Below are 24371 nucleotides of genomic sequence, written 5' to 3'. Positions count from 1 at the left end.
GGAAGAAGTATTATTATACTTCCTCCATATATTCTTCTATCGGCGGACAGGCACAGATAAGAGTACGATCACCATAGGAATCGTTTACACGGCCTACGGAAGGCCAGAATTTGTTTTCACGAATATATTCTAAAGGGAATGCGGCTTCTTCTCGACTGTAACTCCGATCCCATTCTGAATCGGCAATAGCTTGTGCGGTATGAGGTGCATTCTTGAGTGGATTATTGATTTTGTCGCCACCATCCTCAATTGCCTGAATTTCCTGACGGATAGAGAGTAGTGCATCACAGAACCTGTCAAGCTCAGACTTAGATTCAGACTCCGTCGGCTCAATCATAAGTGTGCCAGCAACTGGGAAAGACACAGTTGGAGCATGGAAGCCATAATCCATTAAACGCTTAGCGATATCTGTCACTTCGATACCTAGAGGTTTGAATAATCGGCAGTCTATGATCATTTCATGTGCACAGGTATTGTTGACCCCTGAGTAAAGCACTGCATAATTTTTCTCTAAGCGGGCTTTAATATAATTCGCATTAAGAATGGCGTAACGCGTAGCATTCGTTAGTCCTTCGGCACCCATCATAGCAATATAGCCATGAGAAATAACTAGTATCGACGCGGAACCCCAAGGAGCTGCTGATACCGAAGAGATGGAACGGCTGCCTTCTAGTTCAACAACCGAGTGTCCGGGAAGGAAATCAACAAGATGACTGGCAACACCGATAGGCCCCATACCTGGTCCACCACCTCCATGAGGGATACAAAAGGTCTTATGAAGATTCAAGTGACAAACATCCGCTCCAATCGTTCCGGGGCTAGTGAAGCCGACTTGAGCATTCATGTTCGCACCGTCCATGTAAACCTGGCCGCCGTTTTTGTGAATAATCTCACACATTTCGACAATCGCTTCTTCGAAAACACCGTATGTTGATGGATAGGTAACCATCAGACATGACAAGTTATCTCTGTGCTTTTCGGCTTGTTCTCTTAGGTCTTCTACGTCAATATTACCTCGTTCATCACATTTAATAACGACAATTTTCATGCCTGCCATGGATGCAGAAGCTGGATTGGTTCCGTGTGCAGAAGCTGGGATTAGAGCTACGTTACGCTGGTGTTCTCCATTCGCTTGATGATAAGCTCGGATAACCATGAGGCCTGTGTATTCTCCTTGAGCACCTGAGTTGGGCTGAAAGCTCATTTTTTTGAATCCGGTTATTTCACATAGCCATTGGTTAAGTTCATCAAATAACTGCATATAGCCGTTTGTTTGATCGGATGGTGCAAATGGGTGAATATTCCCAATTTCAGACCAAGTAAGTGGGATCATTTCTGAAGTAGCATTTAACTTCATTGTACATGATCCAAGAGGGATCATCGAGTGGCAAAGGGATAAATCCTTTGCTTCCAATGATTTGATATAACGAAGCATCTCATGCTCGGAATGATATGAGTTGAATATCGGATGTGTAAGATATTCAGATTGTCTTTGCAAATTTTCCGGTATGCGGTTTTCTAGATCTTTCGCGAGTTCATCAATCGAAAACTCGCTATTCCCTTGCCCCTTTACCTTTGCAAATACTTTGATAATAGTTTCGAGATCGGTTAGGCTTGTTGTTTCATCTATCGAAATCCCAACGGTACCTTCTTTATCATAACGAAGATTGATTTCATTGTTAAGTGCCTCAGCGTGGATCGGCTCTAACAGGTTTCCTACTTCAATAGTCAGCGTATCAAAAAAAGATTTATTCTTAATCGAATAACCTAGATTTTCTAATGCTTTGGCTAGAAGGGAGGTTATACCATGAATTCTGGATGCAATGTTCTTGATACCCTTAGGGCCGTGATAAACTGCGTAAAAACTGGCCATAATGGCTAGCAAGGCCTGTGCTGTACAGATATTAGAAGAGGCTTTATCACGACGGATATGCTGTTCTCGTGTTTGTAAGGCCATTCTTAGCGCATATTTACCTGTAGCATCAATTGTTACACCGATAATGCGACCGGGGATATTTCTTTTATAAGCTTCTTTCGTTGCAAAATAAGCCGCGTGCGGACCACCAAAACCCATTGGTATTCCCAGGCGCTGAGTCGAGCCTACAACTACATCGGCACCCCACTCTCCCGGAGGGGTTAGTAGAGCAAGGCTCATGATGTCAGCAATGACGCCAAGGCTCATTTTTTCAGCATGAAGCTTGTCAGCCAATTCTTTGAAATCACTTATCGCTCCATCGGCTGATGGATACTGCACGATAGCGCCAAAGATATTTTCATTTAATTCAATGTTTTTAATATCACCTACGATCAGCTCAATACCATAAGATTCGCCACGTGTGCGGATAACATCGAGGGTTTGGGGAAATATGTTTTCGGAAACGAAAAAGGTGTTGGCTTGCTTATTTTTACGGATACTATATTGCATAAACATAGCTTCAGCGGCAGCGGTAGCCTCATCTAACAAGGAAGCGTTGGCAATTTCCATTCCCGTCAGGTCAATAACAGCAGTCTGGAAGTTTAGAAGAGCCTGTAATCTGCCTTGCGCGATTTCCGCTTGATAAGGGGTATATTGTGTGTACCATCCTGGGTTCTCTAAAACATTGCGAAGGATAACGGTTGGTAGGTTGACATCATAATATCCTTGACCGATATAAGATTTAAATACTTTGTTTTTTGAAGCTAACTGCTTCATTTTTTTCAAGTAGTCTACTTCACTTAAGGCCGATGGTAAAGCTAAAGGTGATTTTAACCTGATATTTTCAGGAATAGTTTTGTCTATTAACTCATCAATGGAGTCTACTCCAATAGTTTGTAACATGGCAGGAACATCAGCTTCACTCGGGGAAATGTGTCGATCTTCAAATCGCTCCTGGAAATTAAAGTCTATTTTCATTGAATCTTTGTTTTTTAATAAAAATATAGCCTTATTTGAGTATAATATCGGCTTTATTTTCTTTGCAAAGGTAAAGAATAAAGTCCACAAATTTTGATAAGCATACGTCACAAAGATTAATATAAATGTCGTATTCAACACACATTAATGAACTATCCCTATCCCGGAGTTTACTCATGAAGGAATCTTCCGAAGCTGAGCGAAATGCTCGAATGACGAGGGCCCAGCTAGATTATATTTATCGGAATGAGCTCTTCCATCTTCTGGTGCCTAAAAAATTTGGCGGTGAAGAAATGGATCTGCCTTCGTTCGCAAAATTGATGGAAAGCTATGCAGAAGTTGACGGGGCACTTGCTTGGGTGATCAATCTTGGGGCTGGTGCCAATATGTTCGCTGGGTTTATGGATGAAGAAGCGGCACGCACCATATTTAGCAATAAGAAAACCTGTGTTGCGGGAAGCGGTGCTGCGACAGGTACGGCAGAATCAGAAGCTGACGGTTTTTTAATTTCTGGGAAATGGAAGTATGCCAGCGGGTCGGCTCATGCAAACTGGTTTTCACTTAACGCAAAAATTGACGGAGATGGTAACTATCAATCATTTTTAGTGCCCAGAGAAGATGTTGAAGTTTTAGATACATGGCACGTTTATGGGATGAAAGCCACGTCGAGCTGTGATTTTAAAGTAGAGAAAGTGTGGATTCCTGCTAAGTATAAGTTTGATTTGCAGAACGTGTCGAATAAAATAGATACACCACTTTATCGTTTTCCTTTCAATGTTTTGGCTGAGATTAACATGGTGGTAATGGTGACGGGTTTGGCAATTGGCTTTACTAAAAGAGTCTTGGAATACGCGAATGTGCGATCGATTGAAGTTTCTGAATACGATCGATTGAACCGCTTGTTTATGGAAAGCAGAAGTAAGATGTTTGCGTTCCTCGAAGAGCTTTGGACGCGGACTGTTGAACGACTACCTTTAGAAGAAAATCTGAACAAAAGATTTAGTATGGCTGTTAATCAAACCGCTCAATTAAGTCGAGATCTGGTCGATCATCTTTATGCGTATACGGGAATGAGTACAGTTTTTGAAGCTAATGAGATATCGAGGGTGTATCGCGACTTTAAGGTGGCATCGCAACACGGATTATTATTTCCGCGGCACAACGTTTGATTATTTTTCTTATAACTTTGTTCAATCTAAAATAAATAACTCTTTATGAAGGTAAAAAATAAGAAGCAGGACGCACTTGACTATCATAGTAAGGGCAGACCAGGGAAGATTGAGGTTGTTCCAACTAAACCAACGAATTCTCAACGAGATTTATCGCTCGCTTATTCACCGGGAGTTGCGGAGCCTTGTCTGCGGATTTCTGAAAATAAAGAAGATGCTTATAAATATACTGCCAAAGGAAACTTGGTAGCCGTTATCAGTAACGGCACATCAGTTTTGGGATTAGGAGATATTGGTGCAGATGCAGGGAAGCCGGTAATGGAAGGTAAAGGGTTGCTATTTAAGATTTTTGCAGATATTGATGTTTTTGATCTCGAGTTAAATACAAAGAACGTTGACGAGTTTGTAAATATTGTTAAAGCATTGGAGCCTACTTTTGGCGGTGTTAATCTAGAGGATATCAAGGCACCAGAGTGCTTCGAAATAGAGCAGCGGCTTAAAGAAGAGATGTCGATCCCAGTGATGCACGACGACCAACATGGTACAGCAATTATATCGGGCGCTGCTCTGATCAATGCATGTGAAATTCAGAAGAAGAAAATAGAGAAAGTTAAAATTGTGGTGAATGGTGCGGGGGCCGCAGCGATTTCTTGTACAAAAATTTACATATCACTTGGAGCTAAGAAGGAAAATATTGTTATGCTCGATCGGGCTGGAGTGATTCGATCGGATAGGAAAGTTCTTGAGAAAACGAAAAGTGAGTTTGCCACGGATGTCGATATTCATACCCTTGAAGAAGCAGTGAAGGGAGCTGATGTATTTATCGGTTTGTCAGCAGGGAATGTGTTGTCGGTAGATATGTTAAAGTCAATGAACAAAAAGCCGATCGTATTTGCTATGGCGAATCCGGATCCGGAGATCGATTATGATTTGGCAACGAAAACACGTTCTGATATTATTATGGCTACTGGCCGTTCAGATTTTCCGAATCAGGTGAATAATGTGCTGGGCTTTCCTTACATTTTCCGGGGTGCTTTAGATGTGCGTGCCACGGCAATTAATGAGGAAATGAAGATTGCTGCTGTATATGCGATTGCAGAGTTGGCTAAGAAATCTGTTCCCGAAGCGGTTAATGAAGCTTATGAAGAAAGTAATCTGAAGTTTGGCAAGGATTATATCATCCCTAAGCCGAACGACCCGCGCTTAATTACTTCGGTAGCGCCCGCCGTAGCCAAAGCAGCGATAGAGACTGGTGTGGCACGAAATACAATTGATGATTTTGAAGCCTATGTTAACCAGTTGAGAAATCGATTGGGTTCTGATGACCGGATTATTCGCGATGTAACTGTATTAGCAAAGAAAGATCCGAAGCGTGTTGTCTTTACAGAGGCTGATAACTATAAAATTTTGAAGGCGGCACAAATTGTCAATGATGAAGGGATTGCCTATCCCATACTTTTAGGAAATAGAAAGAAAATCGATAATCTGATCAAGGAGCACAATTTAGAGTTAGGCGAGGTTGAGATCATTGACCCTTTCGAGGAGCAAAATAGTGAGCGCTTCCAAAAATATGTCCAATTTTTATTTAAGAAGCGGCAACGACGAGGTATTACAGAGAGTGGTGCAAACAAGTTGATGCTTGATCGCAATTATTTCGCTGCTTGTATGGTCGAATTTGGTGAGGCGGATACATTGATCTCTGGTTTGACAAAAAATTATGGGACAGCGATTAAGCCGGCACTTCAGGTTATTGGAACACAGCCAGGGAGCCGCGTTGCTGGTATGTACATGATGCTAACAAAGAAAGGGCCTGTTTTCTTTGGAGATACAACAATTAATGAAAACCCAACGATTGACGAATTGGTCGATATTAGTGTTTTGCTTGATAAAGCGGTACGGAGATTTAATATTAAACCTCGATTAGCGGTTCTTTCTTATAGTAACTTTGGTTCGAGTGATGGCGTCGTCCCGGTTAAGACGCGCGAAGTTGTCCGAAGATTGCATGAATCACATCCAGAAATTACGGTGGATGGGGAGATGCAGGGTAACTTTGCGATCAATCCGGAACTGTTAACCGATAATTTCCCTTTTAGTACGCTTGATGGGCAGGCTGCAAATACGCTCGTATTCCCCAATTTGGAATCAGGTAATATAGCCTATAAATTACTGCAAGAATTGGGAGATGCGGAAGCAGTCGGACCAATTTTATTGGGTATGAATAAACCTGTACACGTTCTTCAGTTAGATAGTTCGGTCAGAGAGATCATAAATATGGTGACGATTGCAGTTGTGGATGTACAATCCCATGCTAAATCAAAAAAGAAGAAGCGTAAGTAAACCTGTTTTTTGCTATGTATGATTATTTAAATGGGAAGCTGGTTTATAAAGGACCTACACATGTTGTTCTAGATGTAAGTGGAGTAGGATACCATGTCGTAATTTCGTTGAACACTTTTGAGCAAATCAAGTCACAAGAGCAATGCAAGTTGTTTATCAGTTTTCAGGTTCGGGAAGACTCTCATACGCTGTATGGCTTTTATGATGAAGGGGAGAGAAGGCTTTTTCAGCATTTAATTTCCGTATCGGGGATTGGGGCTAATACCGCTAGGATGATGCTGTCCTCAATCACTCCTACTGAGATCCAGGCGGCAATTATCAATGGCGATGTTAATCTTATCCAGCGGATCAAAGGGATTGGTCCAAAAAGTGCGCAGCGAGTAATTCTTGAACTACAAGATAAACTAAGGAAGGAAGGGCCGGATACGCTAATTCCTGTTGCAAAAGATCAAACCGTTGTAGAAGAAGCACTTTCAGCACTGGTAATGTTGGGTTTTGTCAAACAAAAGGCGGAAAAGGTCGTTTTGTCAATCTATAAAAATGAACCTGAAAGCTCTGTGGAGCACCTGATTAAGGTAGCATTGAAGAGTCTATAAATGGAAGGCTTTATTTTGTTAATATCCGTTTAGATTAATAAATTTGAAATAAAAACAAGAACTATGAATTTTCCATCAGAATTAAAATACACCAAAGATCACGAATGGATCCGTGTAGAGGGTGAAGAAGCTGTAATCGGTATTACTGAATTCGCTCAAAGCGAATTGGGAGATATTGTCTTTATTGACATCGATACTGTCGGAGACGATGTCAGCAAGGACGAGGTGTTTGGTACGATTGAAGCTGTAAAAACGGTTTCTGATCTTTTTATGCCGGCTAACGCAACTGTTCTTACCGTAAATGAACAATTGGATGCTAATCCAGAACTTGTTAATAATGACCCTTACGGTGAGGGATGGATGGTTCGTATAAAACTAGAAAATCCTTCAGATGTTGAATCTTTACTCACAGCTGAAGGATACAAAGAGCTGATCGGTAAATAAAAAATACTCCTGAAAAGCAAGTTAAACACGGATTCGAACAAGAAAATGTTCTTCTCCGTGTTTTTTATATACTAAAAACCGCTTTGTGAATGAAACATTATCTGTGGGCTATTATTTGGGCGATTCTCGTATTGATTTTGATCTCGTCACCGATGCCTGATGTGACTGACTCTCGTCACTCCTTTCCAGGTATCGACAAGTTAGTCCATACAGGGTTCTTTTTCGTTTTTACCGTACTGATGTTTTTTGGATCACTAATGAATGGTAATGAACCCAACCTGATTAGCTGGCCCAATGTTGTTGTCCTACTATCGGCGAGCATTTTTGCTATTGGAACAGAATTGGTACAGAAATTTTTTACGGATAATCGGCAGTTTGAATACTGGGATATATTCGCCGATCACGTGGGTATTGGGATGGGTTATTTTGCGTATCTAGTTCTTGTTCTGGCAATAAAGAAGACAAAAATATAACAGTTCTCGCTTTCCTGATCATATTACTACTTGTAATGATTCTAAATAATTGTATTTTTGCTATCTGAAAACAAGGAGCATGAAACTATCAGAACTTAAAATCGGTAAAGGTGGAATAATAAAAGAATTTACTGATCTGTCTTTATCAATTAAATTAATGGAAATGGGTTGTCTTCCAGGAGAGCCTGTTGTTTTAGAAAGAATTGCTCCTCTCGGTGATCCGATTGCAATCAAAGTTTCGGGTTATCAGTTAAGTTTGCGTAAAGATGAAGCGTCTAAAGTAATCTTAATACCTCATTCTTAAAACCTGAATAATTTGAAAGTTGCATTAGTTGGGAACCCTAACACTGGAAAGTCGTCTCTGTTTAACCTGTTGACGGGACTTAACCAGAAAGTGGGGAACTTTCCAGGAGTTACAGTAGATAAAAAAATAGGGTCTTGTAGGTTACCCAATCAAAAAACTGTAGAAATCATTGATCTTCCCGGTTGCTACAGTCTTCACCCAAAGACAGAAGATGAGGCAATTGTAGCTGAAATACTATCTAATAAAGAGAATCCTTACCACCCAGATTTGCTGGTTGTCATAGTCGATGTAACCAACCTGAAAAGGAATCTATTGCTTTACACGCAAGTTGCGGATTTGGGTATCCCGATAATCTTGGCTTTGAATATGGCTGATCTCGCAGAGGAGGAGGGGATTGATGTTGAAGTTGATCGATTGTCTCGGGAATTAGCTGTACAGGTCGTGAAAATAAGCGCTAGGAAAAACGAAAATATTCATATTTTAAAACAGGCGATTGCTGATGCGCCCAAGAATGCTGTTCATCATCCAATCTACGAGATACCCGAAAGTTCGCAGCAACTTCTTACGGAGATCCAGAATGAACTAGGGGTAGATAACGCATATGCCAGCCTGCTTATGGCACATAAACATGTGTCACTTAAAATGGTAGGTAATGATGAAGGAGACCGTTTCGATGCAATTATGGCATCCCATGGCTTTAATTCAGAGGAAGCACAGGTTGAGGAAACACTTGCGAGATATCAGTATATTGATCGATTGCTGAAAAATACCGTGTCCGTGAAACCAAAAGAAAATAGAGAGTCAATTACGGATAAACTCGATAATATTCTTACGCATAAGGTATGGGGTTTTGTTATTTTCTTTTTCCTTTTACTATTGATTTTTCAGGCTATTTTTTCATGGGCAGAATATCCGATGACGTTAATCGAGAACTTTTTCGCTTGGTTAGATGATGTCGGCCGAAATCTTCTTCCCGCGGGGATACTCGCTGATTTGCTCCTAGATGGGATTCTTGCTGGTTTAGGAGGGGTGCTTGTTTTCATTCCGCAGATTGCCATATTATTTGCATTCATAGCCATTCTTGAAGATACGGGCTATATGGCGAGGATTACCTTTCTGATGGACAAATTGATGCGTAAGGTCGGGCTTAATGGGAAGTCGGTCGTGCCGATGATTGGCGGACTGGCATGTGCTGTTCCGTCTATTATGGCTGCCAGAAACATTGAGAACTGGAAAGATCGTATCATTACAATTATGGTCACGCCTTTGATTAGTTGTGCGGCTCGATTACCTGTATATATTCTATTGATATCTTTAGTAGTTCCCGACGAGAAAGTGTGGGGAGTATTTGATTTGAGGGGGTTAACTCTTTTAGGGTTTTATCTGTTAGGTGTTGTTGGGGCCGTGCTTGTGGCTTGGGTTATGAAAGGGATGATTAAAGGAAAGTTGGGGTCCTATTTTATTATGGAACTGCCTATTTATCGTAAACCGCGTTGGAAGAATGTGTTTTTGATCATGTATGACAAGGTGCTGACTTTCGTCATTGATGTCGGTAAGATTATAATTGCTATCTCTATTGTCTTATGGGTGGCGGCCAGCTACGGCCCGCCAAGCAGAATGGAAGCAATCAATACAAAGTATGAATCGCCAGAATTAATCAGTCAACACACACCCGACGAATTGGCGCGCATGCGTTCTGCCGAGGAATTGGAAAACTCTTATGTCGGTATCGTTGGCAAAGCAATTGAACCAGCCATTCGTCCCTTGGGTTACGATTGGAAAATCGGAATTGCATTGATCACATCGGTAGCAGCCAGAGAGGTTTTTGTTGGGACAATGGCCACAATTTATAGTGTTGAGGGTGGAGACGATGATACGACCAACATCAGGGAGCAGATGGAGGCCGCTGTAGATCCTGTAACGGGAGAAAAGGTTTATACGACGGCAACAGCTTTTTCGTTGATGGTCTTCTATGCTTTCGCGATGCAGTGTTTAAGCACGATTGCTGTTGTCAAGCGGGAAACAAACGGATGGAAATGGCCGATTATACAGTTTACCTATATGACTGCCATGGCTTATGTCGCCAGTTTAATTGTATATCAGTTATTACGTTAAGTTAATGGATTCAGTACTGATGCCTTACCTCCCGTCAGATGCAGTGCCGATAATAGAACGTTGGATTCACGAGACCCCCTGTGAGTTTCGGATAACGAAGGGCCGAAGTAGTAAATTCGGCGATTACCGAAGTCCGTTTAAAGGGAAAGGTCATCGGATATCTGTTAATGGTGACCTGAACCCCTATGCGTTTCTCGTTACAACGGTTCATGAATTTGCTCATCTCAAAACTTGGCAAGAGCATAAGAATCGTGTTAAGCCACATGGCACTATTTGGAAAAATAACTTTAAGATGCTGATGGAACCTTTTCTCTTGCTCAATTGTTTTCCGCAGGAGATCAAAAATGCGATCGTTAAATATCTGGTGAATCCGAGCGCGTCTAGCTGCAGCGACCCTGTCTTATTTAGGGTTCTTCATAAACGTGAGCTTAAAGATGGGCTTGTTCATTTAGAAACACTTCCTGAAAAGACTGTTTTTTCAATAGCATCCGGCCGTATATTTGAAAAAGGAGCAAAGTTGCGGAAGCGCTATCGTTGTGTTGAGCAAGCTACCGGGAGGGTCTACTTATTCAGCCCCATCGCTGAAGTACAGATTTGATAGAGAACTCTATTAGGATGACTTTGTTTCGTTCGCCTCTTTCCATTGTTGGCTGAAGGATTTATCCGAAACAGTTGGTAACGACCGATGTGATCCCCAACTTTTCTTGAAGAAAGTCTTTAAAAACCAATTTTTAGTTTTGCCTCCAACTCGATCAATTAGTGAGCGTTTGGTTATTGCTTTGGAGAAGGCCTTCCAACCGATACGTTCGATGATTGAGCTCTTGCCTTCCTTAACTGCGTCCCTCCGGTTCGCTAACAGCATGTTATGAATATCGATTTTTACAGGGCAGACTTCCGTACATTTTCCACAGAGGCTTGAAGCATAGCTGAGGTGTTTGAAGGCCTCCATGCCTTTCATATGCGGAGTGATAATAGATCCAATTGGCCCACTGTAGGTTGTTTTATAAGTATGACCACCGATGTTTTTATACACCGGACAGGCATTCAAACAAGCTCCGCAGCGAATACAGTATAAGGCTTGTCGCTGATCTTCATTCGCTAATACATTGGTTCTACCATTGTCTAGCAAAATTACATACATCTTTTCCGGTCCATCAACTTCTCCTTCTTGCTTGGGTCCGCCAATAATGCTGTTGTAAACCGTCAGGTTCTGACCTGTTCCATGCGTAGCCAGTAATGGCCAAAATAGATTCAAGTCATTGATCGATGGGATTATCTTTTCGATACCTACTAAGGCGATATGAACCTTTGGAAAGGTTGTGCTCAAGCGTATATTCCCTTCATTCTCCGTCAGGGCAATACTGCCCGTGTCAGCAATAAGAAAGTTGGCGCCGGTGATGCCGATATCGGCAGAAGTGAATTTTTCACGAAGTAATTCCCTTGCCTTTAATGTCAGTTGCTCTGCTGTCGCATCGATCGGCGTATTAAATTTTTCGTGAAACAATTTCGCTATCTCTGCGAGGTTCAAATGCATGGCGGGTGTTACAATATGATACGGTTTCTGGCCGAGCAACTGAACAATGTATTCACCTAGGTCACTTTCTATCGCCTCTATGCCTTTACTTTCCAAGAAATCGTTTAAATCGATTTCCTCCGTTGTCATCGATTTTGCTTTGATGACCGACTGTGCCCCCTCCTCATTGATTATCTGCCAAATGGCCTCCTGTGCTTCTTTAGCATCATTTGCCCATATGACCTTGCCTCCCTTTTTTTGGAAATTAGCTTCAAAGTCCGGAAGGTATTTGTCCAGGCTTTCCATCACCTTCCACTTCAGGCTATAACCCTTTCGTTTGGAGTTTTCTAAGTTATTAAACCTTGACAGACCTACCTCCACAGCGGAATTATACTTATTGATATTATAATTGATCACTTTTCGGTGATCCATATCAAAAGCCTTTTTCTCGCTGTCTGATTGAAATGTCTGTGCAGGGTTAGATGACATATTATTTTTTATTTGAGTCTACAATCAATCGATTGTCACGGTTAGCAACCTCCCAAGCCGTATGGAAAACCAATTTAGCACGTTTTACTAAAAGCTCAAAATTAATCTTGTCAACTGTATCGGAAGGTTTATGATAGTCTGCGTGAACACCATTAAAATAGAAAATAACCGGGATCCCATGTTTTGCAAAATTATAGTGATCCGACCGATAGTAAATCCGTTCCGGATCATCCGGATCATTATACTTGTAATCGAGTTCTAGTTTGGTGAATTGTTCGTTGGCTTTTTCGCTAATGCTATGAAGTTCGGAACTCAATTTGTCAGAGCCAATTAGGTAAATATAGTTGGGGTTTTCTTCGTGAGGAGGATCAACGCGACCAATCATGTCGATATTGAGATCTGTTACCGTATTTTCTAAAGGAAAAACAGGGTGCCTCGTGTAATAGTCAGAGCCCATTAGTCCTTTTTCTTCTGCCGTCACTAATAAAAATAAGATACTTCTTCTCGGACCGTGCCCCTCTTTTTTGCTTTTAGCAAAAGCCCTTGCAACTTCAATTACTCCCGTAGTGCCCGAACCATCATCATCTGCTCCGTTGTAAATTTCCTCGCCATCAACTCCCACATGATCATAGTGCGCTGATATTACAACGAGCTCTTCTTTCAAATCACTTCCTTCCAAGTAGCCTAAAACATTGTCAGACTCTACATCCGAAGTTTGAATCCCAAAGCTTGTGATAAATTTCGTTTTGGCTACGATTGATTTTGGCTTTCCCGATTGGTTTATCTTAGTTCGTAAGCTTTCAATATCTTCTTCGCCTAAAAGCTCGTTTGCTAAGTCAAAATTAACATGGGCAACCGCAGGGCTGCTCGGAGATTGCTTAACGTCTTCGCGCAACATGAGCCTCGGTCTGGTTAACCGATCACCGAAACGTTGTAAGAAGTTGTCGATCTGTGACGAAGCAGCTATGATGAGCTTGGGTTGGTGTTCTGCTACAGCTTGGATACGTTTGTTCCGTTGCGTTGACCAAGCGGAAGCCTCCTTATTGCCACTGATGTGGTAGACTCCCTCGTCATTTAAAGGTTCTCCTTCATTGATGAGCAGGACCACTTTGTTTTTTATATCTAAATCTTTTAAGTCACTATAACGTTCATCATCGATACCGTAGCCTATGAATACAATCTCGTCTGTATTGATTTTCTGTTCGTTTGTTGCAGTTATATAGAAACCATTTCCGAGTTGATAAGAGTTGTTCTCGATGGTGAAATCACTCACTTGTAGTGACGTTTCAACCAAGTCAACAGGTTGAAAATAACTGCCGTTTACAGGTGCTGTTAATCCGATTTTTTTAAATTCATTTGCAATATATTCTGCAGCTTTATGCCCTCCGGGTTTACCGGTATCTCGACCTTCGAACTCATCAGATGCAAGGATCGTCAAGTGCTTCGTGGCACTTTCAACATTAATTTCATTTGCATATTTTTTAGAAACACCATCCGTCTGTGCACAAACCGTCGCTGCTGCAGCGATGAAGAGGTTTAATAGGGAGATTTTTTTCAACATGAATATAGACTGTTTTTTTATTAGATAGTGAGCGTGTTTAATTAGCAAGATATCTTATTGACACGGTTTGCATGTCTTCCTCCTTCGAAATCTGTAGAGAAAAATGCTTTTACGATTTCTTTTGCCTCGTCGATAGATACGAATCTTGCCGGAATACAGACGATATTTGCATTATTATGTTGGCGAGCCAAAGAGGCAATTTCCGCTTTCCAACATAATGCCGCTCGTACCTGTTGATGCTTATTGGCCGACATGGCAACACCGTTCGCACTACCACAAATCAGGATGCCGAAGGTGCCTTCATTTTCTTCTACGGCTGAAGCGACCGGATGAGCGAAGTCGGGGTAATCGACTGAGCTGTCATCATAGGTGCCGAAATCATTGGACGTAAAACCTAATTCATGAACATAGTTCTTTAAGGTTTCCTTGTACTCAAACCCCGCATGATCGGCTCCTATTGCAATGTTTTTAATCGTTTTCATATGTTATGATTTGTAAAATTCCTTCTCTTTTTTTAGCTTCCTTTTTTCCACCTGTTCCGATATGATAATGCTAATCTCATACAATAGAACAAGAGGGAATGTCACTGCTAACATCGTCATAATATCGGGTGTTGGAGTAACAATCGCTGCGATTACCAAAATGATGATAAAGGCATATCGTCTAGTTGATTTCATAAACTTTGGTGTCATAACACCTACCTTCGATAAGATGAAGATAACAATCGGTAATTCAAATACAATTCCAGTTCCTAACGATATCGTTGCAATAGAAGAGAGGTATGAGCTAATCATAATCTGATTCGATACTTCATCACTAACTTGGAAATTGGCTAAAAAATTGACCGATAGAGCGGAAATGATATAATAACCAAAGAGTACGCCGATCGTAAAAAGTATCGTTGCGTAGAAAACGAAGCCCTGAGCAGATTTTCTCTCTATTTCCGAAAGTGCCGGCTTTACAAAGCGCCAAATTTCATAAAGAAGGTAAGGGAAGCCTAACATCACACCAATTAGCAATGACGAATTAATTTGTAGCGTAAACTGCCCGGCTAACTGGGTGTTGATCAGTGTAATCGGAATATGATCGACACAGAAATCGGGACCTAGATTGAATTTTCCCGCCAGCTGGCACATCATTCGATAAGTCCAGAAATCAGTTTTCAATGGACCCATGATGATGTCATCGAAGATGAAATCATAAAAGGCGAAGGCCAGACCCATGAAAATAAAGATAGCAATGGCTACTCGGATCAAGTGCCAACGCAGCACCTCTAAGTGCTCAAAAAAAGACATTTCTGCTTCGAGGTTTTTGCCTTTTTGTTTGATCGTGTCTAAAAGCTTTTTACTCTTTGTCTCGCTCATAATTCTTAAAAAACAAAAATACCATTCTTTACACAAAGAATGGTATTTAAAAAATTATATCATCATATTACTCTGAGAGGTCAAATGATTCCATGAATTTTGTTGTGAAATTTCCAGCTCTAAAGTTAGGGTCTGCCATTAAGCGCAAATGCAGAGGGATAGTTGTTTTAACTCCTTCAATAACAAACTCGCTTAAAGCACGTTCCATTGTGGATATGGCTTCTTCACGTGTTTGCGCAACGCAAATCAATTTTGCTATCATGGAGTCGTAATAAGGGGGGATCGTATAACCTGCATATACATGCGTGTCAACCCGTACTCCATGACCTCCCGGAGAGTGAAAGTTTGTTATCGTGCCTGGAGAGGGTCGGAAATTATTAAATGGGTCCTCAGCATTGATCCTACACTCGATCGCGTGCATGGTGGGCTCATAATTGCTGCCTGATATTGGTACTCCGCTTGCAACTTTAATCTGTTCTTTGATCAAATCAAAATTGATAACTTCCTCGGTAACCGGATGTTCAACCTGAATCCGGGTATTCATTTCCATGAAGTAGAAATCGCCATGTTTATCAACCAGAAACTCGATTGTTCCAGCGCCTTCGTATTGTACTGCCTTCGCACCGGCGATAGCAGCATCTCCCATTCTTTTGCGAAGATCGGGTGTGATAAATGGTGAAGGTGCTTCTTCGACTAACTTCTGATGGCGACGTTGAATCGAACAATCCCGTTCAGACAGATGGCAAACGGTGCCGAATTGGTCACCGATAATTTGGATCTCGATATGTCTTGGATCTTCAATGAATTTTTCCAAATAGATTCCATCATTCCCAAAAGCGGCTCCGGCTTCTTGCCTTGCAGAATCCCATGCGTGCTCAAAGTCTTCCTTCTTCCAAACAATCCGCATACCCTTCCCTCCGCCACCGGCAGTAGCCTTGAGGATGATCGGATAGCCAATTTCCTCGGCTACTTTCAGGCCTTCATTTATATCAGCTATTAACCCGTCAGAACCGGGAATAGTGGGTACGCCAGCGTTCGCCATGGTCTCTTTGGCGGCTGCCTTATCGCCCATGGCATTGATTTGCGCGGCCGTTGCTCCGATGAACTTGATGCCATAGTCTGCACATATTGCTGAGAATTTAGCATTTTCAGATAGAAATCCATATCCCGGATGGATCGCATCGGCATTGGTCAATTCAGCAGCAGAAAGAATATTGGGTATATTTAAATAAGAGTCTTTACTGGCGGGTGGCCCAATACAAACAGCTTCATCGGCAAAGCGAACGTGTAAGCTATCGCGGTCCGCCGTCGAATAAACCGCAACGCTTTTTATTCCCATTTCTCTACATGTGCGAATAATGCGCAAGGCAATTTCCCCACGGTTAGCAATGAGTATTTTTTTAAACATCATGTATTTTCGTTTATTTAACTAGGGTCCACCAAGAATAAAGGCTGATCGTATTCTACTGGCTGTGCGTCATCAACAAGAACCTTTACAATTTTTCCAGCTATTTCAGATTCAATTTCGTTGAAAAGCTTCATTGCTTCAACGATGCAAACCACTTGCCCCGGAGAGATGGAATCACCTACATTTACAAAAGCCGGTTTATCTGGGCCCGATGAGCGATAAAATGTACCAATCATCGGTGATTTAACCGTCACATATTTTGATGAATCGTCATCTTTCGGTTGTGAAGCTTGCGCTGGAGCTTTATTCTCTGTTTGAGCAGGAGCAGGTGCACTTTGAACCGGAGCAGGCGCCGGAGCTGGTACCGCAGCCGTTACGTAAGTAGGCTCTTTACTCGTTTTAATCGTAATCTTAAAGTCTTGTTCTTCGATTGAAACCTCGTTGACGCCAGATTTGGCAACAAACTTAATCAGGTCTTGTATTTGTTTGATATCCATCGAGTTTTGTTTGATTTAATAGTGTTATAAATTAAATATAGCGAAAATTAGCTAATGAATCAATAGGCCCATTTTAGGTAAATCGACCCCCAAGTAAATCCACCCCCGAAGGCAGCTAATATTAATGAATCTCCCTTTTTTAATTTGTCTTCCCAGTTCCATAAACAGAGTGGAATCGTCCCGTTTGTTGTATTTCCGTAACGGTCGATGTTGATCATGATTTTATCTTCACCGATGCCCATTCTATTGGCAGTAGCATCAATAATACGTTTATTCGCCTGATGTGGAACGAGCCAGGCAATATCATCCCCAGCGAGACTATTTCTTTCCATCACCTCTGCAGCCGCATCCGCCATGTTCGTTACTGCAAATTTGAATACGGCTTTGCCTTCCTGGTAGATAAAGTGTTCACGCGCGGCCACGGTCTCATGACTTGCCGGGTTCAAAGAACCGCCGGACTTTTGATATAGATAATGCCTTCCAGCGCCGTTGCTTTTCAGGACAGAGTCAATAACACCGTTCCCTTCCTCATTAGGCTCTAAAAGTACAGCGCCACAACCGTCACCAAATAAGATGCAAGTAGTTCTGTCTGTATAATCAACAATCGAGGACATTTTGTCGCCACCTACTATTAAGACTTTTTTATGCTTCCCAGACTCGATGTACTGGGCTCCGGTGGCCAGTGCATACAGAAAACCAGAGCAGGCAGCTTGCAAATCATAGCCCCAGGCATTAATTGCACCCACTTTGTCGGCAAGAATATTAGCTGTGGCCGGGAATGCCATATCCGGAGTAGCCGTAGCAAATATAATAAGTTCAATCTCTTCTGCACCGATTCCCCGTTTCTCAAGAAGTCCTTGAACAGCAGGTACCGCCAGATCGGAAGTTGCTTTCTCCGGATCTTTTAATATCCGTCGTTCTTTAATTCCTGTTCGTGTAGTAATCCATTCGTCGTTTGTATCGACAAGTGATTCTAACTCTTTATTCGTTAGCACATAGGGAGGAACGTATCCATGAACAGCCGTTATAGCAGCATTAATTTTAGACATTTTAATTTTAATTAAAAGCGGACCTAATTTTATCTGTGATGTTAGACTCTATCATTAACCGCGAAAGTAAGATCATGTTTTTTACAGCGCGCGGACTTGAAATGCCGTGGCCTATAATCACTGGAGCATTAACACCTAGAATTGGGCTTCCTCCGTATTGTTCATAATTAAAGCGATCGAAGAACTCATCTTTAAAATTCCTTTTTTCGACTAATTCGTGAAATGACTCAGCGAGTTTTAAGACAATATTGCCAACAAAGCCATCACATACCATCACGTCAGCCCGGTCGTTAAACAAATCTCTCCCTTCAATGTTCCCGACGAAATTAAGGGATTCCTTTTCCTTCAATAATGGGAAGGCGGCATGGGTAAGGTTGTTGCCTTTTTCCTCTTCCTCGCCAAGATTCAAAAGACCGACCTTAGGGTTCTCTACTTGATAGATGTGTTCAATAAAGAGGCTACCCAATATGGCGAACTGAAGTAGGGTTTCTGCCTTACAGTCCGCATTGGCTCCTACATCGAGCAAGATACCGTAACCGCTTTTTTCCTTGGGTATATTGGTTGCAATAGCCGGACGTGATACACCTTCAATATTTTTCACACTGAACATAGCTCCAACGAGCATGGCACCTGTGTTGCCGGCTGAAGAAAAAGAATCAAGCTCTCCTTCTTTCAATAATTGAAAACCAACACTGATGCTGGAGTTCGGCTTATGTGTTATTGCTTTGGTAGGATGTTCGCCCATACTGATGGTTTCAGTTGTATGGACAAATTGGAAATTGTCGGGATTTTCGCCCGCTTCCTGGATGATTTTATGAGCCTGAGCCTGATCACCGATTAGAACGATAGTTTGATCTGACGATAATTCTTTTCGAGCTTCTATCGCTCCTAAAACAATTGATTCTGGGGCATAATCGCCGCCCATGATGTCTACGCCAATCTTCATTCTATTTTATTTTATTTAAATAAAGTGAAAAAACATCCCAAGGTAGCACTTTTTTAGTGAACCTTAAGATGTTTTTCGTACTTAAAAAAATAAATTAAGCAACGGTCGTATTTTCAATAAGTACTTTGCCATTGTAGTACAAGACACCGTCAACTTCGTATGCGCGGTGAGGCAAGTGTACTGTTCCTGTTGTTTGACAAGTTGTTAAACCAGGAGCTACTGCTTTGTAGTGTGTTCTTCTTTTGTCTCTTCTCGATTTAGATGTTTTACGTTTTGGATGTGCCATCTTCTTTTATTTTTATTGTTTCTTTATTTTATTTAATGCTTCCCATCTTGGGTCGGTTTTTGAAACCGTATCTTTATCAGCAGCCAGAGCTTCTAACTTTTTAATCATTTCTCGATCACAGGCGTCCATGTTCCCAGGATCACTACACCGATTATTAAACGGAACGGCTAGATTGATGTACTCATATATCAGTGGAGCTACATCAAACTCGTACTCTTTTTTTGATAGAACTAATATTTCTTCACTTTGTTCGTTCTCTTCCCCGTTATCTGAAAATTTGACAATCAATCTTTCTTTAATATCTGTCGCTGAAGGAAAGTCATTCAGGCATAGATCACAGCTTAGCTTTAATGTTCCATTGATATTGAAGTTGACAATCATCATAGTTTCTTGTTTGTCAATCTCAATAGTCGCTTTCAAATTCCCGTCTTTTACTATGGAATATTCATATTCATTGAAGAATGCTTTATTGATTTCAAACTCAAAAATATGCTGACCTAGTTTTAAGCCGATATATGGAATACGAAAGGTGTTCAAATAATTCAAAGCACGATAATTAAAGCCCGCAAATTTAGGGATTATTTATAACTTGTGAAAGTATTTTACATAATACATATTGTGGGGTGTTTTACGGCATATTTTCGACTGGCTAATCTCGGTCTTTAGACAATCTTTTCGTTTTTAATCTATTAGATAGGAGTGTTTTTTGTTCTTCCCTTTGTTTAACGATATTGATAGCAGCAAATAAAGCAGATCGAAAGGAGTCAGCTGATGCCATATTTTTTCCAGCTATATCGAAGGCCGTGCCATGATCAGGAGATGTACGAACGATAGGCAAGCCTGCTGTAAAGTTAATGCCACGGTGTGAAGCGATATATTTAAAGGGAATCAGGCCCTGGTCATGGTACATAGCTAATATACCATCAAAATTTTTATAATTATTACCAGCAAAAAAACCATCGGCAGGATAGGGGCCGAACGCGAAAATATCTAGTTCTTGTGCACGTTCGATTGCCGGTTGAATAATTTCTTTCTCTTCGGTTCCAATTAAACCATGGTCACCGGCATGAGGATTAAGGCCTAATACAGCTATTTTTGGCTTTTCAATCCAAAAGTCGTTTCGTAAACACTGGTTCATTAATTGCAGTTTACTAACAATCTGCTCAGAGCTTAAGTATTGAGAAACGTCTTTGAGTGGAATGTGCCCGGTTACTACGCCGATGCGCAGGTCATCGCTAATCATAAACATGAGTGAATCACTTGCGCCTGTGCGTGACTGTAAGTATTCGGTATGACCTGGAAACTTGAAAGCTTCACTTTGAATTGAATTTTTATTGATGGGTGCTGTTACTAAAGCATCAAGCTTTCCGTCGAGCAAATCGTTCATGGCCGCTTCTAGCGAAAGAAAAGCATATTTCCCACCCGTTTCGTTTTCTTCACCAGGAGTAATCTTAACATCCTCATCCCAGCAATTAATCATGTTGGCTCGCTTGTCATTAGCTTGATCCGGATGGTTGATAACATGAAAGCTGAAGTCATTTAAGCCAATATTTTTTCGATAATATGAAGCTATTTTGGTATTCCCATAGACAATCGGAGTGCAAAAATCAGTAATTCGATTATCAGCAAAAGTTTTAATTATCACTTCCAAGCCTATGCCGTTCACATCACCAATGGATACTCCAATTTTTAATTTCTTTTCGCTCATGTTTATGCTTTGTGAATATCAAAAGTATAAAAAATGCTAGATTTATTCAATTTGTCAAAGCCTAAGCACCCTTATTCTTTTAAATATTCGCTTACCTTTGCGTTATCTTAATAGTATTGAACCATGGCAGTACAAGCGAAAAAGCACTTGGGGCAGCATTTTTTAACAGATCGAAATGCAGCGAGGAAAATTGTAGACGCTCTACAATTTACTAATAAGCTTGATGCAGTCATTGAAGTAGGCCCGGGAATGGGGGTGTTGTCTGATTTCCTTATAGAGAAAAAACTAAATGCCTGGTTTATTGATATTGACGAAGAGTCGATTCAGTATTTAGAGGAAAAATACCCTGATCAGAAACCCCGACTAATTTTAGGTGACTTTCTTTCCGTGTCTCTAGAAGACCTGATAGGCAGTGAGAAGGTCGCGGTTATTGGAAACTTTCCATATAACATTTCATCACAAATACTTTTCAAAATTCTTGAAGAACGAAATCGTGTTGTCGAAGTTGTCGGAATGTTTCAGAAGGAGGTCGCGCAAAGGTGTACTGCACAGCCAGGTACAAAGGAATACGGTATTTTAAGCGTTTTGTTACAGGCATATTATGATATTAAATATCTTTTCACTGTAAAAGCAGGGTCGTTTAATCCTCCTCCAAAGGTTTTGTCAGGTGTAATCCGACTTGTCCGCAACCCGACTCCGCAGCTCGACTGCGATGAAAAGCTTTTTAAACAAGTTGTTAAAGCTGGGTTTAATCAGCGTCGGAAGACATTGAGGAATGCCCTTTCTGCTTTGATTGATAAAGATAAAATGAATGGCAACAGGTTTATGGATTTAAGGGCAGAGCGCCTGTCTGTCGAGGATTTCATTGCTTTAACCAAGGAAATTACAGAATCAAGAATAAATCATGAATAAAGTTGATTTTAGACTATTGATAGTTGATGACATACATGAAATATTTCTGAATATCGTTGAAAAGGCGGGCATTCAGGTAGATTACCAACCTCATATTCAACCAGAACAAGCGGAGGGTATTATTGGAAAGTATCACGGCCTGATCGTTCGTTCGAAATTTAAAGTAGATGCCGGGTTTTTGGATAAGGGGGTGAAGCTCAAAGTTATTGGGCGGGCCGGAGCCGGAGTCGACAACATTGATGTCGCTTATGCAGAGTCAAAAAATATCCGATTAGTTTCTGCTCCAGAGGGCAACTGTGATGCTGTTGCTGAACATATGCTAGGTATGTTACTGACTTTATTTAATAAAATAACATGTGCTGATAGAGAAGTGCGGGAGGCGAAATGGCAGCGAGAAGAAAACAGAGGGATTGAGTTGTCCGGGCGGACTGTAGGTTTAGTAGGCTATGGGAATAACGGACAAGCTATGGCTCGAAAGTTAAGTGGTTTTGACGTTGAGATTTTAGCCTATGACAAGTATAAATCTGGGTTCGGTAGCCACCTGGTTAAAGAGTCTACGATGGAAGAGTTATTTAGTCGGGTGGATGTGCTTAGTCTGCACATCCCACTTACAACAGAGACAAGGTTTATGGTTAATCATAGCTATCTTCAGAAGTTTAAGAAACCCATTTTTTTCCTAAATGGAGCCCGAGGAGAGATAGTTGATATAGAGGCTCTTATTTGGGCTATTGAAAATAAAACAGTTCTCGGAGCATGTCTAGATGTGCTGCCGGTAGAGAAAGCAGGTGAGCTTCAGGGTACGCAATGGTTTTCCAAAATAGCTAACCTTCAAAATGTTGTTCTGACACCCCATGTAGCTGGGTGGTCGGTTGAATCGTACTACAAAATATCGAAAGTCCTTGCCGAAAAGATTGTTGACAGCTATATGGATCTACAAGCTGCGGGTTAGTGATTGAAGGCTCCAAACGCTAAGGAATTGGAGGGCCAACGTGCCGTCTAGGAATAGAAAATAAAAGTATTCATTCTTCTCCCATTTCGATTTGAATATAAGCCAGCCCGTGATAAGCGTAACGAGGATCAAACCAATTGTCGCGATGGAAATTCTGTCAACAAAAATCAGTAAAATGATAATGTAGAGAACTAACAAAGTTTGGCAGAATAGAAGCGATTTTTTGCCGCCCAGTAACACGGGCAGGGTTTTTAGATTATATTTCTGATCTTGGAATAAATCGCGAATATCGAAGGGAATGGTTATCGCCGTAATAAACAGGAAGCGCTTTGCCGCTAACAAAAGTGTATCGGTGCCCGACACGAAATAGCCGGTAGAATTTAATTCAACGATAGGCACATAAACACAGCTAAGAGTCCATACCAAGGAAATAATAAATAATTTGGCACCCGGCACATCTCGTAGATTAGATAGTTTTTTTAATACCGGGCGATTGTAGGAAATAGCAATAAGCCCCGTAAAAAAGAGCACCGTCAATGTCCGGAACTCAAACGTAAACATTAAGGGAGCCATCAGAAGCAGGGCACCGGCGCTTAGGCCAAGTACGAGCCGATAATGGGAGTAAATCCAATGTACACGCCGATGAGGTGACGACATTGGATTTGCCGGTCGTGCCATAATCATGCTGAAGTTATAGAGAAATAATGTGCCGCAACCCGTAAAGAAAACAGCAAAGTAATCGACAGGCGCACCTAAGAGTAAGTACGTTAATCCTACCTGAGCCATTGCACAGCACGCAATAAAAATATTGCTAAATAAAATGAAATCCAATGCTTGTAGAAAGGGCTTAGGCAGCACCACCTGATATTGAGTTAATCTCTTACTTGGTTCCGTGGGCTATGCAGAAAATGAGGTGCCACACCCACATGTTGATTGTGCATTGGGATTGTTAAAAACAAATCCACGCGCATTCAGGCCGCTTTGGAAGTCAATCTGCATGCCGGCTAAATAAAGCCCGTGCGCTTGATTCATAAATACGCGGATGCCATCGATCAGATACTCGGAATCTCCATCTTTAATTTGATCGAAGCCTAAAATATAATTTAAGCCTGAGCAGCCCCCACCTTCTACACCGATGCGTAAACCGAAGTCTTCGCCTATTTCTTGCTGATCTCTGAGCTTTTTTAACTCACGAACAGCACCTTCGGTAAATGAAATTGGGGAAGTAGTTGCAGTTTCTTTTAACATAGTCCTATCGTTTATGTCCACATGTATCTGTTACAAATATACACGAAAATAATCATATTTGTTTTCATTGGTGGCTTCTTGCGCCTTACACATACGTATATGCCGCAAAA

24 protein-coding genes are annotated in these 24371 nt (G+C 41.3%); 10 read left to right on the top strand and 14 right to left on the bottom strand.

Features of this window, described 5'->3' with window-relative positions; translation table 11 throughout:
* Positions 1–13: 13 nt before the first annotated feature.
* Positions 14–2893, bottom strand: coding sequence for an aminomethyl-transferring glycine dehydrogenase (gene gcvP, locus D3P12_RS01590; protein ID WP_118196925.1), 2880 nt, complete (start codon positions 2891–2893; stop codon positions 14–16).
* Between the two features lie 125 nt (positions 2894–3018).
* On the opposite strand from gcvP, the gene D3P12_RS01585 reads away from it, so the two are divergent.
* From D3P12_RS01585 to D3P12_RS01550, 8 genes are all read left to right on the top strand, one after another.
* Positions 3019–4062, top strand: a complete 1044-nt coding sequence (locus D3P12_RS01585; protein WP_118193349.1) for an acyl-CoA dehydrogenase family protein — start codon at positions 3019–3021, stop codon at positions 4060–4062.
* Between the two features lie 45 nt (positions 4063–4107).
* The gene (locus D3P12_RS01580; protein WP_118193348.1) at positions 4108–6399 is read left to right on the top strand and encodes an NADP-dependent malic enzyme; all 2292 of its coding nucleotides are present in this window, start codon (positions 4108–4110) and stop codon (positions 6397–6399) included.
* 14 nt (positions 6400–6413) lie between these two features.
* Positions 6414–6995: a Holliday junction branch migration protein RuvA gene (ruvA, locus tag D3P12_RS01575; RefSeq protein WP_118193347.1), complete on the top strand. Its 582-nt coding sequence runs from the start codon at positions 6414–6416 to the stop codon at positions 6993–6995.
* A 63-nt stretch (positions 6996–7058) separates the two neighbouring features.
* Complete coding sequence (gene gcvH / locus D3P12_RS01570; protein ID WP_118193346.1) at positions 7059–7439, top strand: glycine cleavage system protein GcvH; 381 nt, start codon at positions 7059–7061, stop codon at positions 7437–7439.
* Between the two features lie 89 nt (positions 7440–7528).
* Positions 7529–7912: a VanZ family protein gene (locus tag D3P12_RS01565; RefSeq protein WP_118193345.1), complete on the top strand. Its 384-nt coding sequence runs from the start codon at positions 7529–7531 to the stop codon at positions 7910–7912.
* Positions 7913–7991: 79 nt separating this feature from the next.
* Positions 7992–8216, top strand: a complete 225-nt coding sequence (locus D3P12_RS01560) for a FeoA family protein (RefSeq protein ID WP_118193344.1) — start codon at positions 7992–7994, stop codon at positions 8214–8216.
* A 12-nt stretch (positions 8217–8228) separates the two neighbouring features.
* On the top strand, positions 8229–10331 hold the full coding sequence (feoB, locus tag D3P12_RS01555; RefSeq protein ID WP_118193343.1) for a ferrous iron transport protein B: 2103 nt from the start codon (positions 8229–8231) through the stop codon (positions 10329–10331).
* Positions 10332–10335: 4 nt separating this feature from the next.
* A complete protein-coding gene (locus D3P12_RS01550; protein WP_118193342.1) occupies positions 10336–10929 on the top strand; it encodes a SprT family zinc-dependent metalloprotease in 594 nt (197 codons plus the stop codon).
* A gap of 12 nt (positions 10930–10941) precedes the next feature.
* Here the strand turns inward: D3P12_RS01550 and D3P12_RS01545 are convergent, their stop codons facing one another.
* The 11 genes from D3P12_RS01545 to pdxA all read right to left on the bottom strand — a co-directional run bounded on the left by D3P12_RS01545 (position 10942) and on the right by pdxA (position 21152).
* Positions 10942–12333, bottom strand: coding sequence for a LutB/LldF family L-lactate oxidation iron-sulfur protein (locus D3P12_RS01545; RefSeq protein WP_118193341.1), 1392 nt, complete (start codon positions 12331–12333; stop codon positions 10942–10944).
* A gap of 1 nt (position 12334) precedes the next feature.
* Positions 12335–13894 (bottom strand): M28 family peptidase, encoded by a 1560-nt coding sequence (locus tag D3P12_RS01540; RefSeq protein ID WP_118193340.1) that lies wholly within the window; start codon positions 13892–13894, stop codon positions 12335–12337.
* 41 nt (positions 13895–13935) lie between these two features.
* Positions 13936–14376: a ribose 5-phosphate isomerase B gene (rpiB, locus tag D3P12_RS01535; RefSeq protein WP_118193339.1), complete on the bottom strand. Its 441-nt coding sequence runs from the start codon at positions 14374–14376 to the stop codon at positions 13936–13938.
* 3 nt (positions 14377–14379) lie between these two features.
* Positions 14380–15258: a twin-arginine translocase subunit TatC gene (gene tatC / locus D3P12_RS01530; RefSeq protein WP_118193338.1), complete on the bottom strand. Its 879-nt coding sequence runs from the start codon at positions 15256–15258 to the stop codon at positions 14380–14382.
* Between the two features lie 67 nt (positions 15259–15325).
* On the bottom strand, positions 15326–16666 hold the full coding sequence (gene accC, locus D3P12_RS01525; protein ID WP_118196924.1) for an acetyl-CoA carboxylase biotin carboxylase subunit: 1341 nt from the start codon (positions 16664–16666) through the stop codon (positions 15326–15328).
* A gap of 17 nt (positions 16667–16683) precedes the next feature.
* Positions 16684–17163 (bottom strand): acetyl-CoA carboxylase biotin carboxyl carrier protein, encoded by a 480-nt coding sequence (gene accB / locus D3P12_RS01520; protein ID WP_118193337.1) that lies wholly within the window; start codon positions 17161–17163, stop codon positions 16684–16686.
* Positions 17164–17222: 59 nt separating this feature from the next.
* Complete coding sequence (locus D3P12_RS01515; RefSeq protein WP_118193336.1) at positions 17223–18212, bottom strand: beta-ketoacyl-ACP synthase III; 990 nt, start codon at positions 18210–18212, stop codon at positions 17223–17225.
* A 7-nt stretch (positions 18213–18219) separates the two neighbouring features.
* Positions 18220–19158, bottom strand: a complete 939-nt coding sequence (gene plsX / locus D3P12_RS01510) for a phosphate acyltransferase PlsX (RefSeq protein WP_118193335.1) — start codon at positions 19156–19158, stop codon at positions 18220–18222.
* A 94-nt stretch (positions 19159–19252) separates the two neighbouring features.
* Complete coding sequence (rpmF, locus tag D3P12_RS01505) at positions 19253–19444, bottom strand: 50S ribosomal protein L32 (protein ID WP_118193334.1); 192 nt, start codon at positions 19442–19444, stop codon at positions 19253–19255.
* A gap of 12 nt (positions 19445–19456) precedes the next feature.
* Positions 19457–19990 carry a YceD family protein gene (locus tag D3P12_RS01500; RefSeq protein WP_118193333.1) on the bottom strand — a complete coding sequence of 178 codons (534 nt, stop codon included), beginning with the start codon at positions 19988–19990 and terminating at the stop codon, positions 19457–19459.
* Positions 19991–20093: 103 nt separating this feature from the next.
* Positions 20094–21152 carry a 4-hydroxythreonine-4-phosphate dehydrogenase PdxA gene (gene pdxA / locus D3P12_RS01495; protein WP_118193332.1) on the bottom strand — a complete coding sequence of 353 codons (1059 nt, stop codon included), beginning with the start codon at positions 21150–21152 and terminating at the stop codon, positions 20094–20096.
* Positions 21153–21275: 123 nt separating this feature from the next.
* Between pdxA and rsmA the strand changes: the two genes are divergently transcribed.
* Both rsmA and D3P12_RS01485 read left to right on the top strand, forming a co-directional pair.
* Positions 21276–22064 (top strand): 16S rRNA (adenine(1518)-N(6)/adenine(1519)-N(6))-dimethyltransferase RsmA, encoded by a 789-nt coding sequence (gene rsmA / locus D3P12_RS01490; RefSeq protein WP_118193331.1) that lies wholly within the window; start codon positions 21276–21278, stop codon positions 22062–22064.
* A complete protein-coding gene (locus tag D3P12_RS01485; protein WP_118193330.1) occupies positions 22057–23013 on the top strand; it encodes an NAD(P)-dependent oxidoreductase in 957 nt (318 codons plus the stop codon). Before rsmA ends, D3P12_RS01485 begins: the two co-directional genes overlap by 8 nt.
* Here D3P12_RS01485 and D3P12_RS01480 read toward each other — a convergent pair.
* Together D3P12_RS01480 and D3P12_RS01475 are read right to left on the bottom strand one after the other, a co-directional pair.
* Positions 22996–23799, bottom strand: a complete 804-nt coding sequence (locus tag D3P12_RS01480; RefSeq protein ID WP_118193329.1) for a UbiA family prenyltransferase — start codon at positions 23797–23799, stop codon at positions 22996–22998. The genes D3P12_RS01485 and D3P12_RS01480 overlap by 18 nt on opposite strands.
* A 111-nt stretch (positions 23800–23910) precedes the next feature.
* Positions 23911–24261: a HesB/IscA family protein gene (locus tag D3P12_RS01475; protein WP_118193328.1), complete on the bottom strand. Its 351-nt coding sequence runs from the start codon at positions 24259–24261 to the stop codon at positions 23911–23913.
* Positions 24262–24371 lie beyond the last annotated feature (110 nt).

Source organism: Pedobacter indicus (assembly GCF_003449035.1).
In the GTDB taxonomy this organism is placed as follows: domain Bacteria; phylum Bacteroidota; class Bacteroidia; order Sphingobacteriales; family Sphingobacteriaceae; genus Albibacterium; species Albibacterium indicum.
The sequence above is the reverse complement of the archived record's forward strand: the minus strand, read 5'-3'. Positions and strand labels throughout refer to the sequence as shown.

Bases quoted from the DNA above. Each gene is read 5' to 3' on its own strand.
- rpmF (WP_118193334.1), bottom strand. From the start codon at position 19,444: ATGGCACATCCAAAACGTAAAACATCTAAATCGAGAAGAGACAAAAGA.
- D3P12_RS01540 (WP_118193340.1), bottom strand. From the start codon at position 13,894: ATGTTGAAAAAAATCTCCCTATTAAACCTCTTCATCGCTGCAGCAGCG.
- D3P12_RS01565 (WP_118193345.1), top strand. From the start codon at position 7,529: ATGAAACATTATCTGTGGGCTATTATTTGGGCGATTCTCGTATTGATT.
- D3P12_RS01560 (WP_118193344.1), top strand. From the start codon at position 7,992: ATGAAACTATCAGAACTTAAAATCGGTAAAGGTGGAATAATAAAAGAA.
- D3P12_RS01475 (WP_118193328.1), bottom strand. From the start codon at position 24,261: ATGTTAAAAGAAACTGCAACTACTTCCCCAATTTCATTTACCGAAGGT.
- D3P12_RS01515 (WP_118193336.1), bottom strand. From the start codon at position 18,212: ATGTCTAAAATTAATGCTGCTATAACGGCTGTTCATGGATACGTTCCT.
- gcvP (WP_118196925.1), bottom strand. From the start codon at position 2,893: ATGAAAATAGACTTTAATTTCCAGGAGCGATTTGAAGATCGACACATT.
- D3P12_RS01480 (WP_118193329.1), bottom strand. From the start codon at position 23,799: ATGGCTCAGGTAGGATTAACGTACTTACTCTTAGGTGCGCCTGTCGAT.
- ruvA (WP_118193347.1), top strand. From the start codon at position 6,414: ATGTATGATTATTTAAATGGGAAGCTGGTTTATAAAGGACCTACACAT.
- accB (WP_118193337.1), bottom strand. From the start codon at position 17,163: ATGGATATCAAACAAATACAAGACCTGATTAAGTTTGTTGCCAAATCT.
- D3P12_RS01550 (WP_118193342.1), top strand. From the start codon at position 10,336: ATGGATTCAGTACTGATGCCTTACCTCCCGTCAGATGCAGTGCCGATA.
- pdxA (WP_118193332.1), bottom strand. From the start codon at position 21,152: ATGAGCGAAAAGAAATTAAAAATTGGAGTATCCATTGGTGATGTGAAC.
- accC (WP_118196924.1), bottom strand. From the start codon at position 16,666: ATGTTTAAAAAAATACTCATTGCTAACCGTGGGGAAATTGCCTTGCGC.
- rsmA (WP_118193331.1), top strand. From the start codon at position 21,276: ATGGCAGTACAAGCGAAAAAGCACTTGGGGCAGCATTTTTTAACAGAT.
- D3P12_RS01580 (WP_118193348.1), top strand. From the start codon at position 4,108: ATGAAGGTAAAAAATAAGAAGCAGGACGCACTTGACTATCATAGTAAG.
- D3P12_RS01485 (WP_118193330.1), top strand. From the start codon at position 22,057: ATGAATAAAGTTGATTTTAGACTATTGATAGTTGATGACATACATGAA.
- D3P12_RS01545 (WP_118193341.1), bottom strand. From the start codon at position 12,333: ATGTCATCTAACCCTGCACAGACATTTCAATCAGACAGCGAGAAAAAG.
- tatC (WP_118193338.1), bottom strand. From the start codon at position 15,258: ATGAGCGAGACAAAGAGTAAAAAGCTTTTAGACACGATCAAACAAAAA.
- plsX (WP_118193335.1), bottom strand. From the start codon at position 19,158: ATGAAGATTGGCGTAGACATCATGGGCGGCGATTATGCCCCAGAATCA.
- rpiB (WP_118193339.1), bottom strand. From the start codon at position 14,376: ATGAAAACGATTAAAAACATTGCAATAGGAGCCGATCATGCGGGGTTT.
- gcvH (WP_118193346.1), top strand. From the start codon at position 7,059: ATGAATTTTCCATCAGAATTAAAATACACCAAAGATCACGAATGGATC.
- D3P12_RS01585 (WP_118193349.1), top strand. From the start codon at position 3,019: ATGTCGTATTCAACACACATTAATGAACTATCCCTATCCCGGAGTTTA.